General features: G+C 63.7%; 17 protein-coding genes. All 17 read left to right on the top strand.

What is annotated here, in order from left to right; all coding sequences use genetic code 11:
- The 17 genes from ftsL (at position 1) to recN (ending at position 21,701) form a co-directional block, all read left to right on the top strand.
- Entirely contained in the window at positions 1–399 is a 399-nt protein-coding gene (gene ftsL, locus NKI21_RS19610; RefSeq protein WP_128303489.1) for a cell division protein FtsL, read from the top strand.
- The gene (locus NKI21_RS19605) at positions 396–2,105 is read left to right on the top strand and encodes a peptidoglycan D,D-transpeptidase FtsI family protein (RefSeq protein ID WP_128303490.1); all 1,710 of its coding nucleotides are present in this window, start codon (positions 396–398) and stop codon (positions 2,103–2,105) included. The genes ftsL and NKI21_RS19605 overlap by 4 nt, the downstream gene beginning before the upstream one ends.
- A gap of 54 nt (positions 2,106–2,159) precedes the next feature.
- Positions 2,160–3,614, top strand: coding sequence for a UDP-N-acetylmuramoyl-L-alanyl-D-glutamate--2,6-diaminopimelate ligase (locus tag NKI21_RS19600; protein ID WP_128303491.1), 1,455 nt, complete (start codon positions 2,160–2,162; stop codon positions 3,612–3,614).
- On the top strand, positions 3,611–5,068 hold the full coding sequence (locus tag NKI21_RS19595; protein WP_352442236.1) for a UDP-N-acetylmuramoylalanyl-D-glutamyl-2,6-diaminopimelate--D-alanyl-D-alanine ligase: 1,458 nt from the start codon (positions 3,611–3,613) through the stop codon (positions 5,066–5,068). Before NKI21_RS19600 ends, NKI21_RS19595 begins: the two co-directional genes overlap by 4 nt.
- 18 nt (positions 5,069–5,086) lie before the next feature.
- On the top strand, positions 5,087–6,169 hold the full coding sequence (mraY, locus tag NKI21_RS19590; RefSeq protein WP_352708893.1) for a phospho-N-acetylmuramoyl-pentapeptide-transferase: 1,083 nt from the start codon (positions 5,087–5,089) through the stop codon (positions 6,167–6,169).
- An 8-nt stretch (positions 6,170–6,177) separates the two neighbouring features.
- Positions 6,178–7,578, top strand: coding sequence for a UDP-N-acetylmuramoyl-L-alanine--D-glutamate ligase (gene murD, locus NKI21_RS19585; RefSeq protein ID WP_352442237.1), 1,401 nt, complete (start codon positions 6,178–6,180; stop codon positions 7,576–7,578).
- On the top strand, positions 7,578–8,729 hold the full coding sequence (gene ftsW / locus NKI21_RS19580) for a putative lipid II flippase FtsW (RefSeq protein WP_128303494.1): 1,152 nt from the start codon (positions 7,578–7,580) through the stop codon (positions 8,727–8,729). The genes murD and ftsW overlap by 1 nt, the downstream gene beginning before the upstream one ends.
- 1 nt (position 8,730) lies before the next feature.
- Positions 8,731–9,858 (top strand): undecaprenyldiphospho-muramoylpentapeptide beta-N-acetylglucosaminyltransferase, encoded by a 1,128-nt coding sequence (gene murG, locus NKI21_RS19575; protein WP_128303495.1) that lies wholly within the window; start codon positions 8,731–8,733, stop codon positions 9,856–9,858.
- Positions 9,855–11,261, top strand: coding sequence for a UDP-N-acetylmuramate--L-alanine ligase (gene murC, locus NKI21_RS19570; RefSeq protein WP_023813140.1), 1,407 nt, complete (start codon positions 9,855–9,857; stop codon positions 11,259–11,261). The genes murG and murC overlap by 4 nt, the downstream gene beginning before the upstream one ends.
- Entirely contained in the window at positions 11,258–12,223 is a 966-nt protein-coding gene (gene murB / locus NKI21_RS19565; protein WP_031213597.1) for a UDP-N-acetylmuramate dehydrogenase, read from the top strand. The genes murC and murB overlap by 4 nt, the downstream gene beginning before the upstream one ends.
- Before the next feature lie 313 nt (positions 12,224–12,536).
- Positions 12,537–13,463 carry a D-alanine--D-alanine ligase gene (locus NKI21_RS19560; RefSeq protein WP_352442238.1) on the top strand — a complete coding sequence of 309 codons (927 nt, stop codon included), beginning with the start codon at positions 12,537–12,539 and terminating at the stop codon, positions 13,461–13,463.
- Positions 13,451–14,392 (top strand): cell division protein FtsQ/DivIB, encoded by a 942-nt coding sequence (locus NKI21_RS19555; RefSeq protein ID WP_352442239.1) that lies wholly within the window; start codon positions 13,451–13,453, stop codon positions 14,390–14,392. Before NKI21_RS19560 ends, NKI21_RS19555 begins: the two co-directional genes overlap by 13 nt.
- Positions 14,389–15,696 carry a cell division protein FtsA gene (gene ftsA, locus NKI21_RS19550; RefSeq protein ID WP_352442240.1) on the top strand — a complete coding sequence of 436 codons (1,308 nt, stop codon included), beginning with the start codon at positions 14,389–14,391 and terminating at the stop codon, positions 15,694–15,696. Before NKI21_RS19555 ends, ftsA begins: the two co-directional genes overlap by 4 nt.
- Positions 15,697–15,764: 68 nt before the next feature.
- Positions 15,765–17,444 (top strand): cell division protein FtsZ, encoded by a 1,680-nt coding sequence (gene ftsZ, locus NKI21_RS19545; protein WP_352442241.1) that lies wholly within the window; start codon positions 15,765–15,767, stop codon positions 17,442–17,444.
- 281 nt (positions 17,445–17,725) lie between these two features.
- Positions 17,726–18,676: a UDP-3-O-acyl-N-acetylglucosamine deacetylase gene (lpxC, locus tag NKI21_RS19540; protein ID WP_023813134.1), complete on the top strand. Its 951-nt coding sequence runs from the start codon at positions 17,726–17,728 to the stop codon at positions 18,674–18,676.
- A 262-nt stretch (positions 18,677–18,938) separates the two neighbouring features.
- On the top strand, positions 18,939–19,808 hold the full coding sequence (locus tag NKI21_RS19535; RefSeq protein WP_023813133.1) for an outer membrane protein assembly factor BamD: 870 nt from the start codon (positions 18,939–18,941) through the stop codon (positions 19,806–19,808).
- A 219-nt stretch (positions 19,809–20,027) separates the two neighbouring features.
- Positions 20,028–21,701 (top strand): DNA repair protein RecN, encoded by a 1,674-nt coding sequence (gene recN / locus NKI21_RS19530; RefSeq protein WP_352611269.1) that lies wholly within the window; start codon positions 20,028–20,030, stop codon positions 21,699–21,701.
- Positions 21,702–21,714 lie beyond the last annotated feature (13 nt).

Raw genomic sequence — 21,714 nt, 5'->3', positions numbered from 1 at the left:
GTGTTTCGTACCAGCGACATTGTCCTGATCGCCGTCATGGTTGCGGTCGCGGCCCTTACCTACAAGGCCAAGCGCGAGGCCGAGGAACAATTGGCCGCGGTGCAGAAGATCCATGCGCAGATACGCTATGAGGAGGATACGATCGACCTGCTCAAGGCCGACTGGAGCCTGCTTACCCAGCCGTCGCGGCTGCAGAAGCTCGCCGAACTCTACAAATCGCAGCTCGAACTCGAGCCGGTCAGCGCTCGCCAGATCGGCGGCATCGGCGACCTGCCGGCCAAATCCCTTGACATCCAGGACATCCTGTCGGGACGCCAGGGAGGCATGGCCGACAATTCGGGTGGCAACGCGCCGCCGGACGGCAGGGATCCCGTGGTGACCGGAGGCATCGCCCAATGATCGGCAAACTGCTGAAGCGTCGCGCCAGGACGAGTGAAGATGGATCGATCGTGGTCGAGGGCGCCCGCAAGACGACCGGCGGCAAGGGCAGGACGCGCATCGTCATGACCATGGCGGTGTTCTTCGGTATCTTCTCGACCATATCAGGGCGGCTGGTCTATCTCGGCTTCCAGACCCCCGACATGTCGGGCGGTCCGCAGAGCCGGGTGACGGCATCGCGGCCCGACATCGTCGACCGCAACGGCGAAGTGCTGGCCACGGATATCAAGACGGCGTCGCTGTTTGCAGAACCGCGCCGCATTGTCGACGCCGACGAGGCGATCGAGAAGCTGTCGACGGTGCTTCCGGACATCGACTATGAGCAGACCTACCATAAGCTGAAGAGCGGCGCCGGTTTCGTCTGGCTGCAGCGGCAGCTGACGCCCAAGCAACAGTCCGACATCATGCAACTCGGCATTCCCGGTTTCGGCTTCCGCACCGAAAAGCGCCGCTTCTATCCGAGCGGCGAGACCTCGTCCTACATTGTCGGCCTCACCAACATCGACAACCAGGGCATCTCCGGAATGGAGAAATATGTCGACGAGCAGGGGCTGAGCGATCTGCAGGCATCGGGCCTTGCCATTGCCAAGGATCTCAAGCCGGTAAAGCTTTCGATCGATCTGCGCGTGCAGCATGTGGTGCGCGACGAGATCGCCGCCGGCCTGGAGCGCTATCGTGCCATGGGGGCCGGCGCCGTCGTGCTCAACGTCAAGACCGGCGAAGTGGTGGCCATGGCCTCGGTGCCGGATTTCGATCCGAACAATCCCTACAATGCACAGGACAAGGACCGGCTGAATCGCATGTCGGCGGGCCTCTACGAGATGGGCTCGACCTTCAAGAGCTTCACCTCAGCCATGGCGCTCGATTCCGGCAAGGCGACGATGGCGAGCCGCTTCGATGCTTCGCATCCAATCCGGGTCGGCCATCAGGCCATTCACGATTTCCACGGCAAGAACCGTGTGCTGTCGTTGCCGGAGGTGTTCCTCTACTCGTCCAACATCGGGTCGGCCAGGGAAGCCGAGATGGTCGGCATCGAGGGGCATCGCGAATTCCTGCATCGCCTTGGCCTTCTGGACAGGATGCAGACCGAATTGCCGGAGACTGCCCGTCCAACTGAACCGAAGGTCTGGAAACAGGTCAATTCATTCACCATCGCCTTCGGCCATGGCGTGTCGACGACGCCGTTGCAAGCGGCTGTGGGCTGCGCGGCGTTGATGAATGGCGGCTTCCTGATGAACCCTACCTTTCTGGTGCGTACGCAGGCGGAAGCGATGGCCACGGCCAAGAAGGTGGTCAGCGAAAAGACCGTTGAAGGCATGCGCTACCTCTATTCGCTCAACGCGGAGAAGGGCTCGGCCAGAAATGCCAGGGTCCCCGGCTACCGCGTTGGCGGCAAGACCGGAACGGCCGAGAAGGTCGTCAATGGCCGCTACTCCAAGGACTTGAATTTCAACACTTTCGTCGCCGCCTTCCCGATGGACGATCCACAGTATCTGGTGTTTACCATTGCCGATGCCCCGCACCCGGAAAAGCCTGGCATGACGGATGTCGCGGCCGCAAATGCGGGGGTCATGGCCGGCAATATCATCAGGCGTTCAGCTGCCATGCTTGGCGTGAAGCCAGATTTCAGCCATGAAAATGGTGCAACGCTGGTTTCCTATCAGTGATTCTTAGGGCGCGCCGGCAACAGCGCGCTATTTTGTTGCGGTGAACGGGACTCGATGAAGCTCAGAGATCTAGCCGGTATCCTGCCCGTCGAGGGAATAGCTTCCGTCGATCTGGAGGTTACAGGGATTTCTTCGGATTCCCGCCAGGTGAAACCGGGCGTTGTCTTTTTTGCGCTCGCCGGAACCAAGGCCGATGGTGCCGTTTATGCCGCCGACGCCGCCGCGCGCGGTGCGGCCGCGATCGTGGCGGGCAAGGGCAGCACCATTGCCGGGCTGTCGGTTCCGTTATTGGCGGTCGACGATCCCCGCCTGGCGCTGGCGCTGAGTGCCGCCCGTTATTCCGGCAAGCAGCCTGAGATCATGGTCGCGGTGACCGGCACCAGCGGCAAAACGTCGGTCGCCGCCTTCACCAGGCAGATCTGGGAGCAGGCCGGTTATGCCGCCGCTTCGATCGGCACCACCGGCGTGGTGGCGCCTGGACGCAACGACTATGGCTCGCTGACGACACCCGATCCGGTCGCCCTGCACCAATTGCTGCGGGAATTGGCGGATGCCGGCGTCACCCACGCTTCGATGGAAGCCTCCAGCCATGGGCTCGACCAGCGCCGCCTCGACGGCGTGAAGCTGGCCGCCGGCGGCTTCACCAATCTCGGCCGCGACCATATGGACTATCATCCGACCATCGAGGACTATCACCGCGCCAAACTGCGTCTGTTCGACACGCTGCTGCCGAAGGGCGCACCGGCCGTGATCTTCGCCGACGATCCATGGTCGGCGCCGACGATCGAGGCCGCACAGGCTGCCGGGCTCAATGTGCTGACGGTCGGCCGCCATGGCGATTTCCTCAGGCTGAAGCGGGTCGAGCACGAGCGCCACCGCCAACGCGCCGAAGTCGAGGCCGATGGCGTGCTCTACGAGATCGACCTGCCGTTGGCCGGTGATTTCCAGATTTCGAACGCGCTGGTTTCGGCGGGTCTTGCCATCTCCACGGGAACACCTGTCGCCAAGGCCTTGATGGCGTTGGAGAAACTGAAGGGCGCGCCGGGCCGGCTCGACCTCGTCGGCACCACCGCCAGCGGCGCGCCGGTCTATGTCGATTATGCCCACAAGCCGGACGCGCTGGAAAACGTTCTGGCCTCGGTCCGGCCGTTCACCACCGGCCGCGTCATCGTCGTGTTCGGCTGCGGCGGCGACCGCGACCGCGGCAAGCGACCGATCATGGGCGAGATTGCGACGCGACTTGCAGATGTCGTCATCGTCACCGACGACAATCCGCGCTCCGAAGTGCCGGAAACGATCCGCGCCGCTATTTTGGCCGCCGCTCCCGGTGCCATCGAGATCGGCGACCGGCGCCAGGCGATTCATGAGGCGGTCGCCATGCTGCATGCCGGCGACACGCTGATCGTGGCCGGCAAGGGGCACGAGGAGGGCCAGACGATCGGCTCCGAGACCTTGCATTTTTCCGATCACGAGGAGGTTCGCGCGGCACTCGTGGAGCGTGCCGCATGAGCTTGCTGTGGACCTCCGAGGCGCTGGTTGCCGCCATGGACGGGCGGCCGCTCGGGCCGATGCCGGAAGGCATTTCAGGCATTTCGATCGACAGCCGCAGCCTGCAGCCGGGCGACGCCTTCTTCGCTATCAAGGGCGAGGCGATGGACGGCCATGACTTCGCAACCGCCGCCATCAAGGCTGGCGCCGGCGTGCTGGTGGTGGCCGAAGGCAAGCTGCCGTCGCTCGGCCGGCTGACGGCGCCGATCATCGTCGTCGAGGACGTGCTGGTCGCGCTGGAAAAGCTTGGAGTTGCGTCGCGCGCCCGCTCGAGCGCGAAAATCATCGCTGTGACCGGTTCGGCCGGCAAGACCACCACCAAGGAAGCGCTGCGCCATGTGCTGCAAGCCGCCGGCAAGGTGCATGCCTCGGCGCAGTCCTTCAACAATCACTGGGGCGTGCCGCTGACTTTGGCACGCATGCCCGATGATTGCGACTATGCCGTGTTCGAGATCGGCATGAACCATCCCGACGAGATCCGTCCGCTGGTCAAGATGGTGAGGCCGCATGTCGCCATCGTCACCATGATCGCGGCCGCCCACCTAGGTTTCTTCCGCAATCTGGACGAGATCGCCAAGGCCAAGGCCGAGATTTTCGAGGGGCTGGAGCCCGAGGGGGCCGCCGTCCTCAACCGCGACGATACGCGCTTCAAGCTGCTCGACAAGATGGCCCATGCAGCCGGTGTCGAGCACGTCTACGGCTTCGGCGAGAATGCGCGCTCTACCTTCAAGCTCACCAAATGCGAACTGCATGCGGATCATTCCGATATCATCGCCAGGATCGGCGGCCACGAAGTGACGGCGCGGATCGGCGCGCCCGGCCGCCATATGGTGCAGAACGTGCTGGCGGTGCTGGGGGCGGCACATCTGGTCGGGGCCGATCTCGACAAGGTGACACTCGCACTGGCCGATCTTTCGGCCGAGCGCGGGCGCGGCAAGCGCCATGTGCTGCGCCATCCCGGTGGCTCGACTTCGAGCCACCCAGGTGGACCGATCACGCTGATCGACGAAAGCTACAACGCCAATCCGGCATCGATGGCTGCTGCCATGGCATTGCTCAACGCGACGCCTGTGACGGGCGAGGGCCGCCGCATCGCCGTGCTCGGCGACATGCTCGAACTCGGCGACCATTCGGCCAAGCTGCATGCAGCCCTTGCCGAACTCATCGTCGGCACCGGGACACAGACCGTCTTCCTCGGCGGCCCGGAAATGCGGGCGCTGGCCGAAGCGCTGCCGGCTGAGATCAAGACGGAATACCGCGCTGGTGTCGAGGAGCTGAAGCCGGTGCTGCTTGCCGCGCTTAAGCCGGGTGACGTGGTGATGATCAAATCGTCGAAGGGCATCGGTTTTGCAAAACTGGTCGATGCGCTGCTGGGCAAATTCCCGGCTGAATCGACAGCTAGAAAACAGACCTAGGTCGGGGGACGAAAACGCATGTTTACACTGCTCGTCGATTTTGCGGACAAGATCTCGGTCTTCAATGTCTTCCGCTACATCACCTTCCGCACCGGCGGGGCGCTGATCACGTCGGCGCTGATCGTCTTCATCTTCGGACCGACCATCATCAATTCGCTGCGGCTGCGGCAAGGCAAGGGTCAGCCGATCCGCGCCGATGGGCCGCAGACACATTTCAAGAAGGCCGGCACGCCGACCATGGGCGGCCTGATGATCCTGTCGGGCATCATCGGCTCGTCGCTTTTGTGGGCGAACCTGTCGAGCATCTATGTCTGGGTGGTGCTGCTGGTGACGCTGGGCTTCGGGTCGATCGGCTTCTACGACGACTATCTCAAGGTAACCAAGCAGTCGCATCTCGGCTTTTCCGGCAAGGCACGCCTTGCGCTTGAATTTGTCATTGCCGGCATCGCCGCCTGGGTGATCATGCACAATGGCCAGGCGCCGTTCTCTTCGTCGCTGACATTTCCCTTCGCCAAGGAATTCATCGTCAATCTCGGCTGGTTCTTCATTCCGTTCTCCTGCTTCGTCATCGTCGGCGCCGGCAATGCTGTGAACCTCACCGACGGTCTGGACGGACTGGCGATCGTGCCGATCATGATCGCGGCGGCTTCCTTCGGTGTCATCGCCTATCTCTCCGGCAACGCCGTGTTCGCCGAATATCTGCAGATCCATTTCGTGCCCGGCACCGGTGAACTGGCGGTCGTGCTCGGCGCGGTCATCGGCGCTGGTCTGGGCTTCCTCTGGTTCAATGCGCCGCCTGCGGCGATCTTCATGGGCGACACCGGCTCGCTGGCCATGGGCGGCCTGATCGGCACCGTTGCGGTCGCCACCAAGCACGAGATCGTTCTGGTCATCGTCGGCGGATTGTTCGTCGTGGAAATCCTGTCGGTCATCATCCAGGTCGGCTACTTCAAGATGACCGGCAAGCGGGTGTTCCTGATGGCGCCGATCCACCATCATTTCGAAAAGCTCGGCTGGACCGAAAGCCAGGTGGTGATCCGCTTCTGGATCATCGCCGTCATCCTGGCGCTGGTCGGCCTGTCGACCCTCAAGCTGAGATAGGAAGCCCCTTGATCCCCGCCGCATCCTTTTCAGGCAAGCGCGTTTCGCTCTTCGGGCTCGGTGGCTCGGGGATCGCGACGGCGCGCGCACTGATCGAGGGCGGCGCGGACGTGCTGGCTTGGGACGACAATCCCGAAAGCGTGGCCAAGGCAACGGCTGCCGGCATCGCAACCGCCGATCTCCGCGGCGCCGACTGGGCGAAATTCTCGGCCTTCGTGCTGTCGCCAGGTGTGCCGCTGACGCATCCCAAGCCGCATTGGACGGTGGAGCTGGCGCGCGGTTCGGGCGTCGAGATCATCGGCGACATCGAGCTTTTCTGCCGCGAGCGGATGCTGAGCGCGCCAAATTCGCCTTTCATCGCCATCACCGGCACCAACGGCAAGTCGACGACGACCGCGCTGACCGCGCATATCCTGAAAGCCGCGGGACGCGACACCCAGATGGGCGGCAATATCGGCCGCGCGGTAATGACGCTCGATCCACCCGAGCCCGATCGGCACTATGTGGTCGAATGCTCGTCCTACCAGATCGACCTCGCGCCCTCGATCAATCCGACGGCAGGCATCCTGCTTAACCTGACGCCCGATCATCTCGACCGCCACGGCACCATGCAGCACTACGCCGCGATCAAGGAGCGGCTGGTGGCCGGCAGCGAGACGGCGATCGTCGGCATCGACGATTCCTGGTGCGCGCAGATCGCCGAGCGGTTGGAGCGGGCGGGCCGGCCTGTCATCCGCATTTCCAAGCGCCTGCCGCTGACCGATGGCTATTTCGCCGAAGGCAGCAATCTGATGGAAGCCGTGCACGGCCGTTACAGCCGTGTCGCCTTCCTCGAAGGCATCGGCTCGCTGCGTGGCCAGCACAATGCCCAGAACGCTCTGGCGGCGGTCGCCGCTTGCCTCAAGGTCGGGCTGGAGCTTGGCGAGATCCAGTCGGGGCTGGAAAGCTTTCCCGGCCTCGCGCACCGCATGGAGCAGGTCGGCCGCAAGGACCATGTGCTGTTCATCAACGATTCCAAGGCGACCAATGCCGATGCGGCGGCGCCGGCGCTGTCCAGCTTCGCGCGCATCTACTGGATCGCCGGCGGCCTGCCCAAGGAAGGCGGCATCGAACCCTTGCGCGGCTTCTTCCCGCGCATCGCCAAGGCCTATCTTATCGGCGAGGCGGCGCCGGCTTTTTCGGCGACGCTGGGCGAGGCAGTTCCCTACGAGATTTCAGGCACGCTGGCCGCGGCGGTCGAGCACGCCGCGCATGATGCGGCCAAGGACGACAGCGGTGAGGCGGTGGTGCTGCTGTCGCCGGCCTGCGCCAGCTTCGACCAGTTCAAGAATTTCGAAGTCCGCGGCGAAGCCTTCAGGCAAGCTGCGAATGCTATCGAGGGTGTGAAACCCATCGGAGGGGCACGATAATGCAGAGCCGTCTCGACAAAAGTCCGGTTGCGACCTGGTGGTGGACGATCGATCGCTGGTTCCTGGCGGCGTTCCTGTCGCTGATGGGGCTTGGCATCGTCTTGTCCTTCGCTGCCAGCCCGGCGGTGGCCGAACGCATCGGCCTCGACAGTTTCCACTTTGCCACCAGGCAGATCATCTTCACCGTGCCGGCGCTCGGCGTGATGCTGGCCGTTTCCTTCCTCGATTCCAGGCAGATCCGGCGCATGGCGCTGGTCATCCTGTGCCTGATGCTGGTGCTGATGGTGGCGGTGCTCTACATCGGCGTCGAGGTGAAGGGTGCGCGCCGCTGGGTGTCGCTTGCAGGCCTGTCGATCCAGCCGTCGGAATTCCTGAAGCCGGCCTTCGTCATCATGTGCGCCTGGCTGTTCGCCGAGCACAAGCGCCAGCCTGACATTCCGGGCAATCTGTTTGCCATGCTGCTGCTGGTGCTGGTCGTATCGCTGCTGGTGGCGCAACCGGACCTCGGCCAGACCATGCTGACGACCGGCACCTGGGGCATCATGTTCTTCATGGCCGGGCTGCCCTGGCTGTGGATCGTCGCGCTCGGCGCGGCCGGCGTCGGTGGCGTCTTTGCCGCCTATACGGTGTTCCCGCACGTTGCCTTGCGCATCGACAAGTTCCTCACCGGCGAGGGCGACACGTTCCAGGTCGACATGGGGCGCGAAGCGCTGATCAATGGCGGCTGGTTCGGTGTCGGGCCGGGCGAGGGCACAGTCAAGCGCGTCATTCCCGATAGCCATGCCGACTTCGTCTTCTCGGTCGCGGGCGAAGAGTTCGGGCTGATCATGTGCTTCTTCATCATGTCGATCTTCGCCTTCATCGTGCTGCGCGGCCTCAACACGGCGCTGAAGGAGCATGACGATTTCACCCGCTATGCGGTCGGCGGCCTCGTCACCGTGTTTGGCCTGCAAGCGGTCATCAACATGTGCGTCAATCTCCAGCTTGTGCCGGCCAAAGGTATGACGCTGCCGTTCATCTCCTATGGCGGCTCCTCGCAGATCGCCATCGCCATCTCGATGGGCATGGTGCTGGCGCTGACACGCAAGCGGCCGGAAAAGCGCAAGCAGATGGGCTTTGGCCTGTCGCAACGCGCCCTGCCGGCGGAGTGATATGGCCAGAGGCGTCATCCTTCTCGCGGCAGGCGGCACCGGTGGGCATCTTTTCCCGGCCGAAGCGCTGGCGCATGAGCTGAACGAGCGCGGCTGGTCAGTGCATCTGGCGACCGACGACCGTGCAGAGCGTTTCGCCGGCCATTTCCCGGCCGCAGCCGTCCATCCGATCCAGTCGGCGACGATGGGCTCGAAAAACCCCTTTGCCCTGCTTGGTGCCTTCTGGAAAATCTGGCGCGGCGTGCGCCAGGCTTCCGCCGTCATCGCCAGGATCAAGCCGGATGCGGTCGTCGGCTTTGGCGGCTATCCGACCTTGCCGCCGCTCTACGCGGCGACACGGCGCAAGGTGCCGACCCTGATCCATGAGCAGAACGCGGTGATGGGGCGCGCCAACCGGGCGCTGGCCGGCCGTGTCGATGCCATCGCCGGCGGCTTCCTGCCGCAGGACACCAGTGCTGCCGGGGTCAAGACGGTGACGACAGGCAATCCGGTCAGGCCGGCCGTGCTGGAAGCTGCCAGGACGAATTATGCGGCATCGACCGGGGAACAGCCGTTCCGCCTGCTGGTGTTCGGCGGCAGCCAGGGCGCTCAGTTCTTTTCCGATGCCGTGCCGGGGGCGATCGCGCTGCTTTCCGATGCTCAGCGCAAGCGGCTGGTCATTACCCAACAAGCTCGCGCCGATGATGTGGCGCGGGTCAAGGCGGCCTATGCGGCACTGGGCGTTGCTGCCGAGGTCTCACCCTTCTTCACCGACATGGCGCAGCGCATGGCGGCTGCGCACCTGGTGATCTCGCGCTCCGGCGCCTCGACCGTTTCGGAGATCGCCGTCATCGGCCGGCCGGCGCTGCTGGTGCCTTACCCCTACGCGCTCGACCACGACCAGGCGGCGAACGCGGCGGCCCTTGCCGCTGCCGGCGGCGGCGAAGTGCACCCGCAATCCTCGCTCTCGCCCGAACGCATCGCAGTGCTCCTCGGCGGGCTGATCGACCAGCCTGAGCGGCTTGTGGCGATGGCGGCGGGCGCGAAATCGGCCGGCCGGCCGAACGCGGCACGGTTGCTCGCTGATCTTACAGAGGCTATTGCGTCCAAAAAAACCATTTCGGATTTCAGGAAGGGGACGCAAGCATGAAGATGCCGCAGACCATCGGCCTTGTGCATTTCATCGGCATTGGCGGCATCGGCATGAGCGGCATTGCCGAAGTGCTGCACAATCTCGGCTACAAGGTGCAAGGGTCCGATCAGGCCGAAAGCGCCAATGTGCAGCGGCTGCGCGACAAGGGCATCGAATGCTTCGTCGGCCATAGGGCCGAGAATCTCGGCGATGCCGAGGTTGTCGTCGTCTCGACGGCGATCAAGAAATCCAACCCTGAGCTCAAGGCCGCGCGCGAAAAGCTGCTGCCGATCGTGCGCCGGGCCGAAATGCTGGCCGAACTGATGCGCTTTCGCCAGGCGGTGGCGATCGGCGGCACGCATGGCAAGACGACCACGACCTCGATGGTGGCGACCTTGCTCGATGCCGGTGGGCTCGATCCGACCGTCATCAATGGCGGCATCATCAATGCCTACGGCACCAACGCGCGCATGGGCGACGGCGAATGGATGGTGGTCGAGGCCGACGAAAGCGACGGCACTTTCCTGAAACTGCCGGCCGAGATCGCGGTCGTCACCAACATCGATCCCGAGCATCTCGATCACTATGGCAGCTTCGACAAGGTGCGGGAGGCGTTCCGCCAGTTTGTCGAGAACGTGCCGTTCTACGGTTTTGGCGTTATGTGCACCGACCATCCCGAGGTGCAGGCGCTGGTCAGCCGCATCGAGGACCGCCGGGTCATCACCTATGGCGAGAATGCGCAGGCCGACGTGCGCTTTACCAATCACCGCATGGCAGGTGCCATTTCGGAATTCGACGTGGTGATCCGCGACCGCAAGACAGGCGGCCAGACTGTCATAGCAGGCCTGCGCCTGCCGATGCCCGGCCGCCACAACGTCTCCAACGCGACGGCAGCGATCGCGGTCGCGCATGAGCTCGGCCTGTCGGCCGAGGCGATCAAGAAGGGCCTGTCGTCCTTCGCCGGCGTCAAGCGCCGCTTCACCCATACCGGTTCGTGGGACGGCGTCGAAATATTCGACGATTACGGCCACCATCCGGTCGAGATCTCGGCGGTGCTGAAGGCGGCGCGCAGCGCCACCCAGGGTCGCGTCATCGCCATTGCCCAGCCGCATCGCTTCACCCGGCTGCATGATCTGTTCAACGAGTTTTCCACTTGCTTCAACGACGCCGACACAGTGATGGTGGCGCCGGTCTACGCGGCCGGCGAAGAGCCGATCGACGGCGTCAGCTCGGACGCGCTGGTGTCGCGCATCCGCGCCGGCGGCCATCGCGACGCGCGCTACATCGAGGGTCCGGCGGCGATCGCGCCCGTCATCCGTGATCTGGCCAAGCCGGGTGACTTCGTCGTCTTCCTGGGCGCCGGCAACATCACCCAATGGGCCTATGCGTTGCCCAAGGAGCTTGGCGGGACCGTCTCATGATGCACGGCCAGGCCCTGATCGACAGACTTGGCGACCGGCTTGCCGGCCTGCGCGGCCGCCTCACGCCGAACGCCGAGATGGACAAGATCACCTGGTTCCGTGCCGGGGGCCTGGCTGAAGCGTTGTTCCAGCCGGCTGATGAGGAGGATCTTGCGGTGTTCCTCAAAGCCGTTCCTGAAGAAATACCTCTTACCGTCGTTGGCGTCGGCTCGAACCTTTTGGTCCGCGACGGCGGCATCGAGGGCTTTGTCATCCGCCTTTCGGCCAAGGGCTTCGGCGAGGCCGAGGTGATTTCGCCGATCAGGATCAAGGCGGGAGCTGCGACCCCCGACAAGCGTGTCGCAGCGGTGGCGCTCGAGGCCGGCATTGGCGGCTTTCATTTCTACCACGGCATTCCGGGTGCAATCGGCGGTGCGCTGCGGATGAATGCCGGCGCCAATGGTGTCGAGACGCGCGAGCGCGTCGTCGAAGTGCGGGCGCTCGACCGCAAGGGCAATGTGCAGACGCTGAGCAATGCCGATATGGGATACGCCTATCGCCATTCAGCGGCGCCCTCCGGGCTGATCTTCACCTCGGCCGTGTTCGAAGGCTTTGCCGAGGAGAAAACGGCGATCAAGGCGGCGATGGAGGCCGTGCAGAACCATCGCGAGACCGTGCAGCCGATCCGCGAGAAGACCGGTGGCTCGACCTTCAAGAATCCGGAAGGCACGTCGGCCTGGAAGGAGATCGACAGAGCGGGCTGCCGCGGCCTGATGATCGGCGGGGCCCAGATGTCGCCGATGCATTGCAACTTCATGATCAACACGGGAACCGCGACCGGCTACGACCTTGAATATCTCGGCGAGACGGTGCGCACGCGGGTGCTGGAGAATTCCGGTATCCGGTTGCAATGGGAAATCAAGCGAATCGGCAATTTCCGGCCGGGGCATGCCGTGCAGGAGTTTCTCGGGCAGCTCCTTTAAGGTGCACTTTGGCGCGCGTTGAAGTTCATGTGATGCATGAACTTCAACGAGGCCGAAACGGTCCGCGACCGTTGCCGCAAAGACTCAACGACACGCTTTTCGCATCCATTTTCTCAGAAAGTGAATCTCTCGGAATCGTAAGCACTTGCCAGTGAATCAACTCTCTGATTCTCTGCTCGAAAGCGTTTCCTGATTTGAGTCGTTCGACGCGTTTTCAGCGTTTTCCGTCTGGGGGGCAACCTGCCGGGAGACTCTGACTCAATGTTGCGGAAAATCTGGTTTTGGTCCGCCGTGAGAGAGGGGATGCCGGGGAATGAAAAACAAGCATGTGGCCGTCCTGCTGGGTGGTTTTTCGTCCGAGCGGCCCGTGTCTCTTTCGTCGGGAAGGGCTTGTGCCGATGAGCTCGAGAAGGAAGGCTACCAGGTCACCCGTGTCGATGTCGGGCGCGATGTCGGCTCCGTGCTTGCCGAGCTCAAGCCGGATGTCGCCTTCAATGCGCTGCACGGCCCTTTTGGCGAGGACGGCACCATTCAGGGCATCCTTGAATATCTCGGCATTCCCTACACCCATTCTGGCGTGCTCGCCTCGGCTCTGGCCATGAACAAGGAGCAGGCCAAGCGGGTTGCCAAGTCGGTCGGCATCGTGGTCGCCGAATCGAAGGTCGCCAGCCGCTTTGCCATCCAGAACAAGCATCCGATGAAGCCGCCCTATGTGGTCAAGCCGGTCAATGAGGGTTCGAGCTTCGGTGTCGTCATCGTGCATGAGGGCCAGTCGCATCCGCCGCAGGTTCTTGGCTCGTCGGAGTGGAAATATGGCGATACCGTCATGGTCGAGCGCTACATCCACGGCAGGGAGCTGACCTGCGCGGTGATGGGCGATGTGGCGCTGGGGGTCTGCGAGATCATCCCGACCGGCCATTCCTTCTACGACTATGATTCAAAATATGTCGCCGGGGGATCAAAGCACGAATGCCCCGCAAAAGTTTCACCGAATATTTACCAAAAAATACAAACACTGGCGCTCAAGGCTCACCAAGCGATCGGCTGTCGAGGCGTTTCCCGTTCGGACTTCCGTTATGACGATCGTCATTCCGAAAACGGCGAGATTGTCTGGCTCGAGGTCAACACCCAGCCGGGTATGACGCCGACGTCTTTGGTGCCTGAAATCGCCGCCCAAGCCGGGCACTCGTTTGGCGATTTGTTGAGTTGGATGGTGGAGGACGCTTCGTGTCTGCGTTGAAATGGGGACAAGGTAGGGAGAGGGGCGCGGCCGGGCCGGCGCTGTTCGGCCTGTCATTGTCGTTGGACCATTTCGTACTGCCGCGCATGCTTCGCCGCCCGGTGCGCATTCTGGCGCGCCTGGGCGTTGGGGAATTCCAGGCGCCGCGCTTTTCCGCGGCCATGATGTCGGCCGTGCTGATTTTCTCGAGCAGTGCCTATGGTGCCTACCTTGGCGGTCACGTCGACGGTATCGTGCAGAGCATCACCGCCCGTACCGGCTTTGCCGTCGATCAGGTCAAGGTGGTCGGCAATCGCCAGACCTCGGAAATCGATATACTCGACAGGCTTGAACTTGATGGCTGGACGTCGCTGATCGGCTTTAATGCCGAGGCAGCGCGCGAACGGATCTCCGGCCTGCCGTGGATCGAGGTTGCGGCGGTGCGCAAGGTCTACCCGCATACGCTGGAAGTACGTGTCGAGGAGCGCGAGGCTTTCGCGCTCTGGCAGCAGGGCGACGAGCTTTCGGTCATCGAGAGGAATGGTGCCATGATCGCGCCGTTCTCGGGCGGCAAGCAGGTGCTTCTGCCGCTGCTGATCGGCGCCGGCGCGCCGGCGAGCGCGCCCGATTTCCTGGCCAAGGTCGAAAAATATCCCGAGCTCGCGAGCCGGATCAAAGGGTATATCCGCGTAGGCGAGCGGCGCTGGGACCTGAAGCTGGACAATGGCATCACCATCAAGCTTCCCGAGGATGACGAGGAACAGGCGCTCGCCGAACTCGTGAAGATGGATCATGACAGCGGCTTGCTGTCGCGCGACATCGCCGCCGTCGACATGCGCCTGACGGACCGGCTGGTCGTGCAGTTGACGGCGGAAGCGGCGACGCAGCGCGAAGCCGCCCTCAACGAGAAACCCAAGAGCCTGAAGCGCAAGCCGGAGACGAAGATATGAACTGGCTTGGCGGTCCTGGCGATGCCGCGTCGCGCCGGTCCGGCACCCTGACGGTGCTGGATGTCGGTTCGAGCAAGGTCTGCTGCATGGTGGCCAAGCTGAAGCCGTGCGATGACGGCAAGCTGCTGCGCGGCCGCTCGCACCGGATCCAGGTGATCGGCATCGGTCACCAGAAGTCGCAAGGCGTGAAGTCGGGTGTCATCGTCGATCTCGACCGCGCCGAGCACGCCATCCGCCTTTCCGTCGACGCGGCCGAGCGCATGGCCGGGCTGACGGTCGATTCTCTGATCGTCAACATGACGGCCGGCCGGCTCAAGAGCGAAGCCTTCTCCGCCACCATCAATCTTGGCGGCCATGAGGCCGACGAGGCCGACATCAAGCGCGTTCTCGGTGCTGGCGCCAAGCAGGCGCTGAAGGCCGAGCGCGAGGTGATCCATTCGCTTCCCGTCGGCTTCTCGCTGGATGCCGAACGCGGCGTGCGCGATCCGCGCGGCATGGTCGGTGACGCACTCGGCGTCGACATGCATGTGCTGACCGGCGACGCCGCGCCGATGCGCAATCTGGAGCTTTCCATCAACCGCTCGCATCTGTCGGTCGAGCGCATGGTGGCGACGCCCTATGCCAGCGGTTTGGCGGCCCTGGTCGACGACGAGCTGGAAATGGGTGCGGCCTGCATCGACATGGGCGGCGGCACGACAACGATTTCGGTGTTTTCGGAAGGCAAGTTCGTCCATGGCGACGCCATCGCCATCGGCGGCAACCACGTCACGCTGGACATGGCCAAGGGGCTGTCGACCTCGCTCGATGCCGCGGAACGGCTGAAGGTGATGCATGGCTCGGCGCTGCCGGGCAGCGCAGACGACCGCGACCTGGTCTCGGTCCAGCCGATCGGCGACGATGGCGACGTGCCCTTGCAGATCCCGCGCTCGGTGATGACGCGCATCGTGCGCGCCCGCATCGACGAGACGCTCGAACTGCTGCGCGACCGGCTCAACAGGTCCGGCTATGGCAATGCAGTGGGCAAGCGTGTGGTTCTTACCGGCGGTGCCAGCCAGCTTGCCGGCCTGCCGGAGGCGGCGCGCCGCATCCTGGGACGCAATGTGCGCATCGGCCGCCCGCTCGGCGTGGCCGGCCTGCCGGAAGCGGCGAAGGGGCCGGCCTTCTCGGCCGCGGTGGGGCTTCTGATCTATCCGCAGATGGCGAGCTTCGAGAGCCATCCTGCGAAAGGAATTTCCGGTCTCAAAATGACCGGAACGGGCGGAAAACTGCATCGCATGAGTCAGTGGTTGAGAGACAGTTTCTAAAATTGACGGGGACAGCCCCATAGGCGGCCGCGGCGGCGAAGCGGCGTGAAAGGCAAAGGACGGAGACAATGACCATCAATCTGCAGAAGCCGGACATCACCGAGCTTAAGCCGCGCATCACCGTGTTCGGTGTCGGCGGCGGCGGCGGCAATGCCGTCAACAACATGATCACCGCCGGTTTGCGCGGTGTCGAGTTCGTGGTGGCCAACACCGACGCGCAGGCGCTGACCATGTCGAAGGCGGGCCGCCTGATCCAGCTCGGCGCGCATGTCACCGAAGGCCTTGGCGCCGGCTCGCAGCCGGAAGTCGGCCGTGCGGCGGCGGAAGAGTGCATCGATGAAATCCTCGATCACCTGACCAACACCCATATGTGCTTCGTCACCGCCGGCATGGGCGGCGGCACCGGCACCGGTGCTGCTCCCGTCGTTGCCCGCGCGGCGCGCGAAAAGGGCATCCTCACCGTCGGCGTCGTCACCAAGCCGTTCCACTTCGAAGGCCAGCGCCGCATGAAGACCGCGGATTTCGGCATCGAGGAATTGCAGAAATGCGTCGATACGCTGATCGTCATCCCCAACCAGAACCTGTTCCGGCTGGCCAATGACAAGACCACCTTCGCCGACGCCTTCGCCATGGCCGACCAGGTGCTCTATTCCGGTGTCGCCTGCATCACCGACCTGATGGTCAAGGAAGGCCTGATCAATCTCGACTTCGCCGACGTCCGTTCCGTCATGCGCGAGATGGGCAAGGCGATGATGGGCACCGGCGAGGCTTCCGGAGAGGGCCGTGCGATGGCCGCCGCCGAAGCGGCGATCGCCAACCCGCTGCTCGACGAGACCTCGATGAAGGGCGCCAAGGGCCTGCTGATCTCGATCACCGGCGGCCGCGACCTGACGCTGTTCGAAGTCGACGAAGCCGCGACCCGTATCCGCGAGGAAGTCGACCAGGACGCCAACATCATCCTGGGCGCCACTTTCGACGAGGAACTCGAAGGCGTCATTCGCGTCTCGGTGGTTGCCACCGGCATCGACAAGTCGGCGGCTGAAATCGCCGCCGCGCCGATCTCGATCCGCACGGCGCCTCCGAAGCCGGCCAGCCGCCCGGCGGCTCAGATCGCGGAGGTTCGTCCGGCGCCTGTCCAGCAGGCGGCATACGAGCCACGCGCTGTCGACCCGGTCGCGGAAGCCATCCATCTGGCCGAAGCTAATGCCGCGGCCATGGCGCAGGCGCGCCCGGCCCCGGTCGCCCACGCTGAAGATTTCCGCCCGCAGAGCAAGATCTTCCAGGCACCGCCCGCCCAGCCGATGCCGCAGCCGGTGGTCCAGCAGATGCAGCCGGCCCCGCAGCCGCGCGAGATGCTGCGCGAAGCCCCGCAGCCGGTTGCGATGGCGCCGCAGCGTATGCCGCGCGTCGAGGACTTTCCGCCGGTCGTCAAGGCCGAGGTGGATGCCAAGAGCCGCCCGGTCGATCACGAGAACAACAGCGGACCGATGGGCCTGCTGAAGCGCCTGACCAATGGCCTGACCCGTCGCGAGGAGGAACCCGCACGACTGCAGCCGGCGCAGCCGCGCGAGCCCAAGCTGCGCCAGGCAGCGCCCGAAGTACGCCGTCTTGCCAGTCAGGATGCGCAGCTGTATGCGCCGCGCCGTGGCCAGCTCGATGATCAGGGCCGCCTGACGCCGCAGGTGAGGACGACTCAGGAAGACGATCAGCTGGAGATTCCGGCGTTCCTGCGCCGCCAGGCCAACTGATTGGTAAACGGACTGTAACATTTGTTAACAGGTAAGCGAGGAATCGCTTGCCTGTTAACGTTTTAAATGATGGGATTTCAACGACTTACCAATTCGCACTCATTCCATTTCGCGGTTACACAGAGTAAGAAACCGTGATTTGGAGTCTCCCTGACGGGACATTATCTTCGCTGCCTACCATCATCGGTTTGCCGGGATTTCGGGGGAAGTCGCCCTGCCAGCCGATTCACACAAGAGCCGCGCCCTCGGGCTGGAGAAGCGGACCTAGGCATTACGGGCTTATGGGGATTGTCTTGCACGACTATCAGACGACATTGAAGACGCGCGCGTCGCTTACCGGCACCGGCGTCCACAGCGGCAAGGAAGTGTCCATCAGCTTCGTGCCCGCGGATGCCGACACCGGCATCGTTTTCCAGCTTTTCAACGGTGCGGAGCAGGGCCGCGAGTTTCGTGCCCTGGTCTCGGAAGTCGGCGCTACCGACCTGTGCACCATGCTTGGTGATCCCGCTGGCGAGCATATCGCCACGGTCGAGCACATCATGGCGGCGCTGTTTGGGCTCGGCATCGATAATGTCGCTGTCGAGATCGATGGTTCCGAGGTTCCTATCTTCGATGGCAGCGCCATGGCGTTCGTCGAAGCCATCGATCAGGCGGGCATCGAGACGCTTTCGGTCAAGCGCCGCTATATCAGGGTCATCAAGCCGGTCCGCATCGAGAACGGCGCCTCGTGGGCGGAGTTTCGCCCCTATGACGGGACCCGTTTCGAGATCGAGATCGACTTCGAAAGTCCGGCGATCGGCCGTCAGCTGTTTGCCTCCGACCTCAATGCCGATATTTTCCGTCGCGACATCGCGCGCGCCCGCACCTTCGGCTTCATGAAGGATGTCGAGCGGCTGTGGGCTGCAGGCTATGCGCTCGGCTCCTCGCTGGAGAACTCGCTGGTCATCGGCGACGACAACCGCGTCATCAATATGGGCGGCCTGCGCTATCCCAACGAATTCGTGCGCCATAAAACGCTGGACGCCATGGGCGACCTGGCGCTGGCCGGCGCCCGCTTCATCGGCTGCTTCCGCTCCTATCGCGGCGGCCACAGGATGAATGCCGCGGCCCTGCGCCGTCTGCTCTCGGACCGCACGGCATTCGAAATCGTCGAGACGACACGCCGCGAGCGTGGCCGCAGCGCCGAGATGAACGCCGTCAATGCGCCACTCTACGCGCCCTGGATGATCTGATTTCCCGGGTTTTTCGGGTTCCATGGGCGATAGCGCATGTGGCAGGAATGCACCACTCGCCAGTGAAATTGCATTGACGTCCAAGCTGCGTCCGGCCGCCACAAAAATGTGCGATTGGCCGGAGATAGCGTTGTCGGGCAAGGCGGTTATGGTTTATGGCTGCTGCCGTCGATTAATGCATGTCGTTCAAAAGTGGGGACCAGTTTTGAAACAATGGCATGCAACTGGCATTGAAATGGCGCCGAAAGGGCGAGATCCAATCATGTTCTTCAAGCGAGTTGGTCAATTGAAAGCACCGCAGAGGGCTGTTTTCCTGGCGCTTTCAGTAGTTGTTCCATCGCTCTTTCTGTCGGCCTGCATGTCGTCGGAGAAAGATATCGACCTGTCGACCTATGTCGACCAGACCGAGCCGGCCGATGTTCTCTACAATCAGGGCCTTGCCAATCTCAATGCCGGGCGCCTGCAGGAGGCGAGCAAGAAGTTCGACGCCGTCGACCGCCAGCATCCCTATTCAGAATGGGCCCGCAAATCGATGGTGATGGGCGCTTTCGCCGACTATCGCCAGGGCAATTACGATGAGGCGATCGGCTCGGCCAAGCGCTATCTCACGCTTTACCCGTCGACCGATGACGCCGCCTATGCGCAGTACATCATCGGCTTGAGCTACTACCGTCAGATCAAGGACGTGACGCAGGACCAGAAGGAAGCGCGTCAGACCGTCCAGACGATGCAGGATCTGGTCACGCGCTGGCCGACATCGGAATATGTCGACGACGCCAAGGAAAAGATCCGCTTCGCCAACGATCAGCTGGCCGGCAAGGAAATGCAGATCGGCCGCTACTATCTCGAGCGGCGTGAATACATCGCCGCCGTCAAGCGCTTCCGCACCGTGGTCGAGAACTATTCTAACACCCGCCATGTCGAGGAGGCGCTCGCCCGCCTGACCGAAAGCTATTACGCGATGGGTCTGACCTCGGAGGCGCAGACCGCCGCCGCCGTGCTCGGCACCAATTACCCTGACAGTTCATGGTACAAGGATTCATACAAGCTCTTGCAGAGCAATGGGCTTGCACCGCGCGAAAATGCCGGGTCGTGGATATCCAAGGCCGGAAAGATGATCACCGGCGCCTGATCCCAAGCAGACGTTGCAGGCTTCACCAACGCGCCGTCTGCCTGGTTTTGTTGCTTGTCGCGGGTTTTAGCCGCAAAACCGCACGACACTTTTGCGGAACCTGCCTGGAGCACTCGGATCGAAGCGTGCGCTTTTTCGGATTGATCCGGTGCTCAAACAAAAAGATAGTGCGGCGCTGCGACTCCAAACCGTCGCGTGCCGTTCTAGATTTGGGTTCTGATGCTTTCCAGACTGTCGATCCGCGATATCGTCCTGATCGAGAAGCTGGATATCGACTTCCAGCCGGGTCTTTCGGTGCTGACCGGCGAAACCGGTGCCGGAAAATCCATCCTGCTCGATGCCTTGTCGCTGGCGCTCGGAGCGCGCGGCGATGCTTCGCTGGTGCGCCATGGCGCGGCGCAGGGGCAGGTCATCGCCGTCTTCGACGTGCCGCGTAACCATCCGGCGCGTACGCTGCTTGCCGACAATGCGATCGAGGATGACGGCGACATCATCCTGCGCCGCCTGCAGACGGCGGACGGCCGCACCCGCGTCTTCGTCAACGATCAGCCTTCAAGCGTCACCCTGATGCGCGATGTCGGGCGCGCGCTGGTCGAGATCCACGGCCAGCATGACGAGCGCGCGCTGGTCGATCCCGGAGCGCACCGCGAGGTGCTCGACGCTTTCGGTGGCCATCTCGGCGCCGTCCGCTCGACCGGCGAGGCATGGCGGCACTGGCGCGCCTGCGAGCAGGAGCTGTCGCGACACCGCGCCAAGGTGGCGGCGGCGGCGCGCGAGGCTGATTATTTGCGCGCGGCGGTGGCGGAACTGACGAAGCTCGATCCGCAGCCGGGCGAGGAGACCGATCTCGCCGAACTGCGGGCGTCGATGATGCGAGCGGAGAAGATCGCTTCCGAAATCCATGATGCGCAGGATGTGCTGTCCGGCCCGTCCTCGCCCTTGCCGCAACTTGCCAGCCTGCTGCGGCGGCTGCAGCGCAAAGTGACGGAGGCGCCCGGCCTGCTCGACGATGTCGTCAAATCGCTCGATGAGGCGATGCTTTCGCTCGACGCGGCGCAATCGGGGGTCGAGGCTGCACTGCGCGCCACCGAATATGATCCGCAGCGGTTGGAGAAGGCGGAGGAGCGGCTGTTTTCGCTGCGTGCGGCCTCGCGCAAGCACAGCGTCGCCGTCGACGATTTGGCGCAGCTGCGCGACACGATGTCGGCCGATCTCGCCGATCTCGATGCCGGCGAGGAGCGCCTGCACGGGTTGGAAAAGCAGGCCACTGCCGCGCGCGAGACCTATGACATTGCCGCCGCGCAGCTGTCCTCGCTTCGTCATACGGCGGCGGTCGGCCTGACCAAGGCGGTGATGGCGGAATTGCCGGCTCTGAAGCTCGAACGCGCCGCCTTTATCGTGGAAATGAAGAGCGAGGTCGAAAGCCGCATGGAAGAGGGGATCGATCAGATCGAATTCTGGGTGCGGACCAATCCAGGCACGCGGCCCGGGCCGATGATGAAAGTGGCCTCCGGCGGGGAGCTTTCGCGCTTCCTTCTGGCGCTGAAGGTGGCGCTGGCTGACCGCGGCTCGGCACCGACGCTGGTGTTCGACGAAATCGACACCGGTGTGGGCGGCGCTGTCGCCGACGCTATCGGCCAGCGGCTGGCGCGGCTGTCGAAGCGCGTGCAGGTGCTGTCGGTGACGCACGCACCACAGGTGGCGGCGCGCGCGGCGACGCATTTCCTGATCTCCAAATCCGGCACCACCGACCGTGTCGCCACAGGCATTGCCGAAATGGATCGGCCGGCGCGGCAGGAAGAGATCGCACGCATGCTGGCCGGCGCCACCATCACCGACGAGGCGCGCGCCGCCGCGGAGCGGCTGCTGCGTGAGAATACCGCCGTTTCCTGATGGCGCTGCTTCC

Origin of the sequence: Mesorhizobium sp. M0715 (assembly GCF_040320355.1) — a bacterium.
In the GTDB taxonomy this organism is placed as follows: Bacteria; Pseudomonadota; Alphaproteobacteria; order Rhizobiales; family Rhizobiaceae; genus Mesorhizobium.
Note: the sequence above shows the minus strand (reverse complement) of the source record. Positions and strands in the feature narration are given on the sequence as shown.